The organism is Corynebacterium sp. HMSC034E11, assembly GCF_001835905.1.
Taxonomy (GTDB): Bacteria; Actinomycetota; Actinomycetes; order Mycobacteriales; family Mycobacteriaceae; genus Corynebacterium; species Corynebacterium coyleae.
The window spans coordinates 88898-96409 of record NZ_KV826421.1 but is presented as its reverse complement, the minus strand read 5'-3'; the positions used below and the strand labels follow the sequence as shown (position 1 = coordinate 96409).

6 protein-coding genes and 1 tRNA gene are annotated in these 7512 nt (G+C 61.2%); 1 reads left to right on the top strand and 6 read right to left on the bottom strand.

The window, feature by feature from the left end:
* Window positions 1-64: 64 nt before the first annotated feature.
* The 3 genes from HMPREF2690_RS10950 to HMPREF2690_RS10940 all read right to left on the bottom strand — a co-directional run bounded on the left by HMPREF2690_RS10950 (window position 65) and on the right by HMPREF2690_RS10940 (window position 2904).
* Window positions 65-136: transfer RNA gene (locus HMPREF2690_RS10950), tRNA-Gln, on the bottom strand.
* 177 nt (window positions 137-313) lie between these two features.
* Window positions 314-1810 carry a glutamate--tRNA ligase gene (gltX, locus tag HMPREF2690_RS10945; RefSeq protein WP_070820892.1) on the bottom strand — a complete coding sequence of 499 codons (1497 nt, stop codon included), beginning with the start codon at window positions 1808-1810 and terminating at the stop codon, window positions 314-316.
* 89 nt (window positions 1811-1899) lie between these two features.
* The gene (locus tag HMPREF2690_RS10940; protein ID WP_141761246.1) at window positions 1900-2904 is read right to left on the bottom strand and encodes a CE1 family esterase; all 1005 of its coding nucleotides are present in this window, start codon (window positions 2902-2904) and stop codon (window positions 1900-1902) included.
* Window positions 2905-3060: 156 nt separating this feature from the next.
* Between HMPREF2690_RS10940 and HMPREF2690_RS10935 the strand changes: the two genes are divergently transcribed.
* Complete coding sequence (locus HMPREF2690_RS10935; protein ID WP_070484227.1) at window positions 3061-4200, top strand: isochorismate synthase; 1140 nt, start codon at window positions 3061-3063, stop codon at window positions 4198-4200.
* A gap of 26 nt (window positions 4201-4226) precedes the next feature.
* Here HMPREF2690_RS10935 and HMPREF2690_RS10930 read toward each other — a convergent pair whose 3' ends face one another.
* From HMPREF2690_RS10930 to HMPREF2690_RS10920, 3 genes are read right to left on the bottom strand one after another with little or no spacing between them, the layout of a single operon-like run.
* Window positions 4227-5018: a fumarylacetoacetate hydrolase family protein gene (locus HMPREF2690_RS10930; RefSeq protein WP_083279509.1), complete on the bottom strand. Its 792-nt coding sequence runs from the start codon at window positions 5016-5018 to the stop codon at window positions 4227-4229.
* 55 nt (window positions 5019-5073) lie between these two features.
* The gene (locus HMPREF2690_RS10925) at window positions 5074-5637 is read right to left on the bottom strand and encodes an exonuclease domain-containing protein (RefSeq protein ID WP_070820891.1); all 564 of its coding nucleotides are present in this window, start codon (window positions 5635-5637) and stop codon (window positions 5074-5076) included.
* A gap of 1 nt (window position 5638) precedes the next feature.
* Window positions 5639-7501, bottom strand: coding sequence for a DUF294 nucleotidyltransferase-like domain-containing protein (locus HMPREF2690_RS10920; RefSeq protein ID WP_070820890.1), 1863 nt, complete (start codon window positions 7499-7501; stop codon window positions 5639-5641).
* Window positions 7502-7512: the final 11 nt, after the last annotated feature.

Genomic DNA, 7512 nt, shown 5'->3' with positions numbered 1-7512 from the left:
AGGGCGACGTCCTAGGCCGCTAGACGAACGGGGCATTAGGACACAGAACGCAATTGCTCTGCAGCTGGCCTACCAGGACTCGAACCTAGAATGACGGTACCAGAAACCGTAGTGTTGCCAATTACACCATAGGCCATTGTTTTTCAGTCCTGACCTGCGCTTTCCGTTTCCGTTCCGCGCTGTCTGCCTGAACAACATGGAGTACTATAACCATGAATCGCTATGTGTACCAAATCCGCAGGCCACCGCATAGAAACGCGGTGGCCTAAACGTACGAAAACAACAGCGTTGTAGTTCCTACTCCGTAGCGCTCCTACTCTGCAGCCTGGTACGGCGTAACGGCGCGGGCAGCCTTGAGACGCTTCAGCGTGGACTCACGGCCAAGCAGGTCCATGGACTCGAACAGCGGCGGGGACACCGCGGCACCAGTGGTGCCCACGCGCAGGGCACCGAATGCGACACGCGGCTTGAGCTCGAGGTCCTCGATCAGCGCCTTGTTCAGCGCTGCTTCGATGTTCTCGGTGGTCCACTCCCCCTCACCGATCGCCTCAAGCGCTGCAATACCGGCATCCAAAGGCTCGACGGCGGTGTCTTTGAGGTTCTTCTTTGCACTCTTCTCGTCCAGCACCAAGTCATCGTCCGCGATGACAAGGAACTTCAGCAGGTCGTACGCATCGGAGAGCACCTTGATACGGGTCTGCACGAGATCCGCCGCAATGGTGAACTTGTCTTCCGAGTAATCCGCTGGGAAGTCGGTGTACTCGGTGAAGTACTCGCGCAGGCGGTTTCGGAAGTCTTCCGGCTCAAGCAGGCGAATGTGGTCGGCGTTGATTGCTTCAAGCTTCTTCTGGTCGAAGCGGGCCGGGTTACCCAGCACGTCCGAGACGTCGAAGACCTTGACAAACTCGTCGACAGAGAAGATGTCCTGATCCGCAGAAAGCGACCAGCCCAGCAGCGCGAGGTAGTTGATCATGCCTTCTGGGATGATGCCGTTGTCGCGGTGGTTAAACAGGTTGGATTCCGGGTCACGCTTGGAAAGCTTCTTGTTGCCCTGGCCCATCACGAACGGCAGGGGGCCGAACTCGGGGGTGAAATCCGTAATACCGATACGCTTCAGCGCCTCGTAAAGCGCGAGCTGACGTGGCGTGGAGGACAGCAGGTCCTCACCGCGCAGGACGTGGGTAATACCCATGAGCGCGTCGTCGACAGGGTTGACCAGCGTGTACAGCGGCGCGCCGTTGGAGCGGGCGACAACGTAGTCTGGCTGGGTTTCGGACTTGAAGGTGACCTCACCGCGCACAAGGTCGTTCCAGGTCCAATCCTGGTCCGGCATGCGAAGGCGCCAGACCGGCTTGCGGCCTTCGGCCTCAAAAGCATCGATCTGTTCCTGAGTGAGGTCACGGTCAAAGTTGTCGTAGCCCAGCTGCGGGTCGCGGCCTGCGGCCTTGTGACGCTCCTGGACCTCTTCGTTGGTGGAGTACGCCGGGTAGACCTCGCCGGCCTCGATGAGCTTGTTCAGCACATCGGCGTAGATGTCAGAGCGCTGCGACTGACGGTACGGCTCGTGCGGGCCACCGACGTTGATACCTTCATCCCAGCCAAGGCCGAGCCACTCGAGCGACTCAATAATCGCCTGGTAGCTCTCCTCGGAGTCACGGGCGGCATCCGTGTCCTCGATACGGAACACGAACTTGCCTCCGGAGTGCTTGGCTTGCGCCCAGTTGAACAGGGCGGTGCGGACCATGCCCACGTGTGGGGTTCCGGTCGGCGACGGGCAAAAGCGAACGCGCATATTGGGGTTTTCAGTCATGGGGCAATCGTAGCGCGCCATATGCATTGCGCTTGTCGACGCCCAACCACCCCCGGCGCTCACCGCCCAGGATCCAGCAACATATCGCGTTACTTCGGGTTGCGCATGAGGAAGCGCCACATTTCGTCTGCTGCAGACGGCGAGTACCACCAGAAGTGGTTCGAGCCATGCACCTTGATCACTTCCACGCCCTTGCGGCAGTTTCGCGACGACACCCGAGTCGCATTGTTGCCGGCCGGGCGCGAATCGACTCCCCCGAAGCACCCGTTGCGGCGCTCGTAGGATTTAAACAGCTCCGGCACCGGCAGCACTTGCTGGCCTCGTCGAGTAGTGCCGTGGTACGGGGTGAGTGTGTCGTTGGTGCCGTGAATGGCCATGAACGCGACCGGCAGGTTCTGGCAGCCACGGTTCACCGGGGCGTAGTACGCGCCGGACACGCCAGCAACGCCAGCAAACAAGTCCGCCATGTGGCAGGCGGAGACTGCGGCCATGCCGCCACCGGTGGACATGCCGGTGGCGTAGATCCGGAGTCGATCGATGTTGTAGTAGCGCTGGACGTCGTTGATCATTGCGCGGACAAAGGCGATGTCTTGGCCTGGACGTGTCGCTGCGGTTGCGGATCCCTCCCACGATGCTCCGATCGCGCGCGGGTAAACGATGATCGCGTCGCGGCCGACAGATGATTCACGCAGGCGTGAATAGTTACGAAAATTCTCCGTGGAATCCTGATATGCGGAGTACCCCACCATCACCGGGGTGGGACGTGCAGGGTTGTACCCTCGCGGCACCCAGACGAGGTAGCTTCGTCCCGCTACACGGACCTCGCCGTTGGCCCCGTTCGCCACCGGCGCCGGCGCTTGGGGCGCCCACGCACCGGGGAGATTCGGCGCGGGAATTTGCGGGGCGGGAACTGGGTTGATCGGCAACGATGAGCCTTGCGGCAGGGAGTCGTTGGCCATCTGGACAAACTTGTTCCACTCAGCATTTGCCTGGTTGACCGCGTTTGTAACTGCCTGATTCGCCTGCGAAGACAAGTCTTGCGCCTGTGCAGGGACAGGAGTGACCACCCCAGCGGCGATCATGAGCGTTGCCACGCTTCCTGCCAGTGCTTTACGGATCCGCCCAACCCGTTTCGCACCAACTGCCACATTATTACCATTTTTCACACAGGCAACAATAAATCTGGGGTATATCCGAAGCAACTGATCCGACCGCACCTTTTTGCACGCCGCCGGTTAGAGTGTTTGCCCATGTCCGTCAACCCGCTTGCCGGCCCTCCATCCGGCCGCCCCGACACTGCGCCCGATTTTCTCCTTTCGCGCGCAGAAGGATCGGTCCGCACTCAAGGCGCCACCCGCACGTTTAGCGACGCCTGGGAAGCGAACAACGCGCTAGAGCGCGGCGAGGTGGAAATGGTTGTAGGTGCGCTCCCCTTTGACCAGGACTGCCCAGCGGCGCTCACTGTGCCAGAGCACATCATTCGGGAGCCAGGCCCGCTAGAGCCGCACCCGTATTACCGGATTGGCGCAGGTTCTCGCCTTCACGCAACGCTTATCGACGTCGACCCTTCCCCCGAGGAACATCTTCGACGCGTTGAGGCCGCAGTGGGTACTATCCGCAACTCCCTGTTGGACAAGGTTGTGCTTGCCCGTGCGGTAGACATCGCCTTCGACCCGCCCGTTGATCCACGCCTCGTCGCGGCCAGGCTGATCGATCTGTCCTACACGCACGACGGTTTCATCGCGGACCTCACCCCATCTGGCCGCACGGGACATTTCCTAGTCGGCTCCTCCCCCGAAGTCCTGGTGCGCCGCCGTGGCAACAAGGTGACCTCCTATCCCCTTGCAGGTTCGGCAGCACGTGTACCGCACGATCCGGCGGCGGACCGCGCCGCAGCGGAGGCACTGGCGTCGTCGCAAAAGGATTTCGACGAACACCGCTTCGTTGTCGAGCACATCCGCGAGGTCCTCGAGCCACTTTGCTCTGACCTGCAGATTTCAGAGCGCCCAATCCTAGAAAAGACCAGCGAGATGTGGCACCTTGCCACACCGATTAGCGGCACGTTGAAGGAACCGGCACCAACAGCGCTGGATCTGGCAATGCGTCTCTACCCCACCCCTGCTGTGTGCGGCACCCCACCCGCCGCCGCAGAAGCCCTGATTACCACCGCCGAATCGGATCGCGGTTTCTACGCCGGCGCGGTCGGATATACCGATGCCGCAGGTGATGGCGAATACATGGTTGCCATCCGTTGCGCGGAGGTCAACGGCGACGGCACACACGCCCGCGCCTGGGCCGGTGGCGGGCTCACCGCAGACTCCGACCCACAGGCCGAACTCGACGAGACTTCAGCCAAACTGCGCACGATCATGCGCGCGCTGGGCCTGTAAACACGGCCCAAAAGCGAGCCTGCGTTCTAGGCGCGCTCGACGGGGTTGCCCAGTTTGCCGATACCTGGGATCTCAACCTCGATGTAGTCGCCCGGAACCATCTCTGCGGTACCCGCCGGCGAACCGGTTGCAATGACATCGCCCGGCAGCAGAGTAAAGGACTGGGAGACCCACTCCACCATCTCTCCAACCGACTTGATCATCTGGTTCGAGTTGGAGTCCTGCTTGGTCTCCGTTTTACCGTCGTGGGTGTGGTGCGCCTTGATCGGCAGGTTGGCAAAGTCGAACTTATCCAGGTCCGTCTCAATCCAAGGACCGAGCGGACCGAAGGTGTCCATGCCCTTGGCGCGCGCCCACTGACCGTCCGCGAACTGGAGGTCACGCGAGGAGACATCGTTGATGATGGTCACGCCACGGATCACAGACTTCCAGTCCTCAGCCTTGACGTTTTTGCATGGAACGCCAACGACGAGCGCCAGCTCGCCCTCAAACTCGACGCCTGTGGCGAACTCCGGGATCTTAATAGCGGCACCAGGGCCAATCACGGCGGTCGACGGCTTGATAAAGATTGTCGGCGGCAGGTGCTCGGCGGATTGCTTGAACACCTCAGCTACGTGGTCCGCGTAGTTGCGTCCCACAGCGACGATCTTCGACGGTAGCGTCGGTGCAAGCAACCTCACCTGGTCAAGGTCGTATTCTTTGCCGGTGTACTCCGGCGCACTAAACGGCGTGCCCTTGATCGCCTTCGCGGTCGTTCCCGCATCGTCGATAACGGCGAACGTCATTCCTTCAGGTGTTGCAATTCGTCCAAAACGCATGTGATCGAGCATACAACCCCACTGCCATTGTGGCGCATTTGGGATTCACTGACGTCTACTGCGCGCTCAGCGCCAGGTACAACTCCGCGCACGCAATCGCGTCGGTAAGCGCGTTGTGGTTCGCGTAGTCGGGCAAATTGTAGCGCTGTCGCACGCGCGCAAGCCTGAGGTCCTCGCCACGTGGATACGTACCCATGCGCTCCATGTGTCGCCGCTCCATCGCGAAGGTATCCACTACCTCGCTCTCGCGCAGGCCCCATCGCTTGCCCCTGACATCTTTTTGCAGCTTTGCGACAAAACCTAGCTCCATCTGCGCAAAGTGGGCCAACAACTTGCGTCCTTCAAGGGCACGATCAAACGCGTCGAGTACTTCGGCAGCGGCGACGCCTTTGTTCGCAATATCGTCGTCAGTCACCCCGTGAAGCGTCACAGTATCGCCAACTTGGGCGCCTGCGAGAACGAAGTACTGTGCCTGTGATAGATCGATCACACGCCCGTCGACGGGAACCCAACCGATGGAGACCATCTCATGCTTCTCCGGCTTGAGTCCGGTGGTTTCGACGTCGACGGCCAGCAGGGCGTCGTCGTTAAGCACCCGCGCTTTCGGTCGAAAGAACATCTCACACCGCCCGCGTCGGGTACTTCGACGCCAGCGCGTTCTGCAGCGACTTGATCACACCGAACGCATCGCGCAACGCGGCCCGATCCAGGGATTGCAACTGCTTCGGATCAATGCGGTAGTTCGGCTCCTCCCCGGCGCGCACCTGCTGCGACTGGTGTTTCATGACAAGGTCCGAAAGGTACTCGTAAGCGTCTGCCAGATCCGACGCTCCCTTCGTCGATACCGCCTCGCCGGCAGAGGCACGCAGGCGTGTAGGCGTATCCACCGCACTGACACCGGCCACGATGGAGTACAACCGAGCCATCTGCACCACAGCGGCAGTACCACCGCGTTTGATGTCTAGCGTGTTCGCATACTCGCCGTCGCGCTCAAGCACGAAGCCACGGAAAAAGCCCACTGGAGGCTCTCGGAACGTAGCCAGAGCTGCCAAGTGTGTATGTAGACGGCGCGACCCGCGCGCCGACGACAACGCCGCCTCATGCACCTCATCAGCCAGCGAGCGCCACCCCTCGCCTGAGCCGAAGATCGCGCGGAAATCGAAAAATACCTGCGCGTGCAGCAACGCGTTCGGATCAGGTGCAGTGACCCAAGTGTGGAACATGCGCGACCACTGCGACTGCGTCATGCGCCACTTGGGGTTCGACGCCATCATCTCCCCCGGGCATAACGCCTGACCGGCATGCGCGAGACCCTCGCAGACAAACTGTGTCAGCGCGGCGAAGTACTCCCCATGGGGTTCTTCGTCGTAACTGTCCGCGAGGACCAACGCGTTGTCTTGGTCGGAGGCTGGCCCCATCTCCGCGCGAGCCTGACTGCCTACCGCGACAAAGGCGTACGGCACCGGTGCTGGCCCCAGCTGCTCCTCCGCTAGCTCGCCTAGACGGCGAGCGATGGAATCCGCAATCGATGTCAGCAGGCGCTGTGTCTCAGCTGCGGACGCGCCTCGCTCAAAGAACCGCACAGCCACGTTTGCCGCGGCATCGTAGGCTCCCTCGAGCTCCTCGTACGTACTCTGCTGCACATCTGCTGCCAAGTAGATCGGGTCTGCTTGCAGCAGGCGCATGATGTCAAATGAGGTCAGCACACCGCACACACCTCCGGCGCCTTCAACCGGCAGGTGGTGGATCCCCAACTCGCTCATCGCGAGCATCGCCTCGAACACCAACGCTGTTTCCGGGATGGTGCGCACTGGTGAGGACATCACATGTGCAATAGGCCGTGACGGGTCCACTTGCGCTGCGACAACGCGAGAACGCATGTCCTTGTCTGTGAGGATGCCGATCTGCTCACCTCCGACGACGACGAGGCAACTCGCATCGTGCTCGTTCATCACACCGGCAGCGTGCGCGATTGGTGCAGTTGCGTCACAGGTGACGGCAGGGCGGCCGTCGACAATATGCGCAATGGGCGTACGCAGCACACTCGCCGTCCCCCCATCACGCACCTCTTCCGCTGCCACTTTGAGACGACGAGACGCCGATTCAAAGAACCTGTGCAGCTCAGGATGCGCATCGAGCAGGCCTGTGAACACCTCGCGCGGCAGCATGAGCAACACGCTGTCTTCCACCGCTTCCATCACATACTGCGATTCACGCGGACCTACCAGCGTGGAGTAGCCGAAGTTCAGGCCTGTATCGCGACGGTCCAGCAGCAAGTTGTCATCGCTGACGATGTCAATCGCACCCGAGCGAATGATGTACAGCGTGTCGTTGGGCTGGCCGAGATCCACAACGACTTGACCGCGGCGCACATAGGTGATCCCCATCTGTGCGGGCAGGGCCCGGATCTTCTCTTCAGGGAGGCTTGAAAACGGCTCGTGCTGGGCCAGGAAGCCGTAGACCTCGTCCAATTCCACGCTCATGCCCGAAGCCT